Raw genomic sequence first — 3331 nt, 5'->3', positions numbered from 1 at the left:
TTTTTTTTAAAAATAAATAATTAGATATATAATTTATTAAATAAAAAAAATTAATTGTGTTTATTCCATTTCTAATAAATAAAAAATAAGAAAAAAAAATCCGGAATTTATTCCGGATTTTTGTGAATCATCATGACGCTTCAAGAAAGCCACTTTTCCACATCCTCCTTGCTAGGGTTAGGTACCTCAAGCTTTAATTTTTTCCGTCTTCCACAGACATCATTGAAGAGTTTGTTTGGATCCATTTCCTTAAGCTGTTCAATAGTCTGAATGTTAAGGTCTCTGATGACAGGAAGTAATCCAATAGGTATGCCCAATTCCATGAAATCCTCATCTGATGCCATTTTCAATTTCTTTTCAGGTCTCATTTGAGGGAAGAAAAGTACTTCCTGAATGGTAGTTTTATTGGTGAGTAACATCGTAAGCCTGTCGATTCCAATGCCCAATCCTGAAGTAGGAGGCATACCATACTCCAAAGCACGCAGAAAATCCTCATCCATTGCCATAGCCTCATCATCACCTCTAGCTGCCAATTTCAATTGATCTTCAAATCTTTCCCTTTGTACAATCGGATCGTTCAATTCGGAATAAGCATTGGCGATTTCTTTGCCATTTACAAAAAGCTCAAAACGCTCGACCAAACCTTCTTTTGACCTGTGTTTTTTGGCCAAAGGAGTCATTTCAACAGGATAGTCAGTGATATATGTTGGTTGGATCAGGTTGGCTTCCACTTTTTCACCGAAGATTTCATCTATCAGTTTTCCTTTGCCCATACTGTTATCTACCTGAATGCCTAGATCCAAGCATACCTGCCTGAGACCTGACTCATCCATTTCGCTGACATCAATTCCTGCATATTCTTTGATGGAATCAAACATCGTCAACCTTTTGTATGGACCGGCAAAGTCAATTTCTTTTTCACCCACTTTCACCGCTGTCTTTCCATGGATTGAAAAGGTAACTTTTTCGATGAGGTCCTCTACCATTTCCATCATCCAGATGTAGTCCTTGTAGGCCACATAAATTTCCATGCTCGTAAATTCAGGATTATGCGTACGGTCCATCCCTTCATTTCTAAACATTTTGCCAAACTCATAAACACCTTCAAAACCTCCGACAATCAATCTTTTGAGATACAATTCATTGGCAATCCTCAGGTAGAGAGGCATATCCAAAGTGTTGTGGAAAGTATTGAACGGACGGGCAGCAGCACCTCCATGGACTTGTTGCAGGATTGGGGTTTCCACTTCCAGCCATCCATGGTCATCAAAGTACCTACGCATATTGGTTATTACCTTTGACCTTGTCAAGAATACTTCTTTGACTTCCGGGTTGACAGTAAGGTCTACATAGCGCTGCCTATATCTCAATTCAGGATCTGTAAATCCATCATAGATATTACCTTCCTCATCTCTTTTTACGACAGGCAATGGTTTGACCGATTTGGAAAGTATCTTCAGGTCAGTAACATGAAGGGAGATTTCACCGGTTTGAGTAGTGAAAATATATCCTTTCAGGCCGATGAAATCACCGATTCCTAATAGCTTTTTAAATACAGTATTGTAGAAAGTCTTGTCCTCATCAGGGCATAAATCATCCCTTCTGAGGTAAATCTGAAGTCTCCCTGTAGAATCCTGAATCTCCGCAAAGGAGGCAGATCCCATGATTCTCTTGGTCATTAACCTTCCTGCAATAGAAATATCTTTATAGTCAGTTTTTCTATTTTCGTAATTTTTATGGATGTCTTCCGCTGTCACGTTGACAAAGAATGATTCAGCAGGATAGGGGTTAATACCCAATTTCATCAATTCCTCCCTGTCTTTTCTTCTTTCTAATTCCTGTTCGCTTAATAACTGCATTTCTTTATTTCTTCAGTTCAAATTTTTATAACCATTCCGATAAGTGTCGGGACCAATAACCTTTATTTCTTTGCTGTTTTTCGTCTTGCAATTTCCCTCTTTACAAGGTCAAATTCCCTGCTACTTTGACCGGCGACGGATGTGTTTTCTTCTGCCCGACGGGAGAGGTAAGGCATTACTTTTTCAACCGGTCCATAGGGAACATACTTCACCACGTTATATCCTGCCTTTGCCAAATTGAATGAAATGTTGTCACTCATTCCATATAACTGTGCAAAGTAAATACTTTCATCTGAAGGATCGATCCCATATTTTGAAATCAATTCTGTCAAAAGAAGATTGCTCTTTTCGTTGTGTGAGCCTGATACCAATCCCATTGATTTGATGTTTTCGACACAGAATTCGAGGGCTGCATTATAGTCTTTGTCAGAAGATTCCTTGGTAGGTTGGATAGGACTTGGATATCCTTTGTCAGCTGCGCGATCTCTTTCCTTTTCCATATAAGCGCCCCGTACCAATTTGGCACCATGAAAATAACCCTTTTCCAAAGCTATGTCATGTGCTTTTTTAAGTCTTTCAAATGTGTCATGACGGTACATCTGATAAGTATTGTAGACAATGCAGGAATGCTTGTTGTATTTTTCCATCGCCTCATATGTCATATCATCGATGACATTCTGAAACCACGATTCTTCTGCATCAACCAATATTTTTGTATTGGCTTCATAAGCTGCCTTACAAAGCTCATCTACTCTTTTTTTGAGTTTTTCAAATGATTTTTTTTCATTTTCATTCAAAGTTTTTCCTTCCTGAATTTTGGTCATAATTTCAAAATCCCCCAAGCCTGTGACTTTAAAAACCGCAAATGGGATATTCGCGTCACCGGCAGACCTTTCAATGGTTCTCATGATCTCATTTTTGGTTGCATCATAGCTTGCTTCATCACCTTCTCCTTCTACAGAATAATCGAGGATTGTATGGATATGGTATTTTGCCAGATCGTCTAAGGCATGCTGACAATCATTGATGTCTTCCCCTCCACAAAAATGACCAAACATGGTTTTTTTCATTATCCCTTTTATCGGAAGACCAAGGGCAAATGACCAATTAGCGAGTTTTGTGCCGACGCTGACAGCAAGGTTGTTGTTTACTGTAGCAAAGATGAGGTACATTTTTTTTAGCTCAGCATTTGATTTTGAAGCAAAGGCGACTTCAAGATTTTCAAAAGAAATATTGGGTTTGTCAGGCATAGGACTCAAATTACGGGGCAAATATATTAAAAAAACCTCATGGGGTAGGGGATTGTTTGGTTATTTGATTTCAGAGATAAAGTGTAAAAATTAATTCCAAACAATATCCGATTGATGGAAGATAATATTTAAAAAAAATAGAAATACGCCACTATTATCATTCTGATCAGTTAGATCTTGCAAAATTATATTTTGAATTTTATTGCTTCTCCGACGGTAATT

The 3331-nt window shown here is 38.1% G+C and carries 2 protein-coding genes; both read right to left on the bottom strand.

Annotation, left to right across the window (positions count from 1 at the left end; all coding sequences use genetic code 11):
* Positions 1–140: 140 nt before the first annotated feature.
* On the bottom strand, positions 141–1859 hold the full coding sequence (gene lysS / locus ACZFYI_RS17880) for a lysine--tRNA ligase (protein WP_462525486.1): 1719 nt from the start codon (positions 1857–1859) through the stop codon (positions 141–143).
* Between the two features lie 62 nt (positions 1860–1921).
* Positions 1922–3109 carry a proline dehydrogenase family protein gene (locus tag ACZFYI_RS17875; RefSeq protein WP_462525485.1) on the bottom strand — a complete coding sequence of 396 codons (1188 nt, stop codon included), beginning with the start codon at positions 3107–3109 and terminating at the stop codon, positions 1922–1924.
* Positions 3110–3331 lie beyond the last annotated feature (222 nt).

Source organism: Aquiflexum sp., from assembly GCF_977115555.1.
This window is presented reverse-complemented; position numbering and strand designations above follow the sequence as displayed.

Coding starts and splice junctions, on each gene's coding strand:
- lysS (WP_462525486.1), bottom strand. CDS start 1,859: ATGCAGTTATTAAGCGAACAGGAATTAGAAAGAAGAAAAGACAGGGAG.
- ACZFYI_RS17875 (WP_462525485.1), bottom strand. CDS start 3,109: ATGCCTGACAAACCCAATATTTCTTTTGAAAATCTTGAAGTCGCCTTT.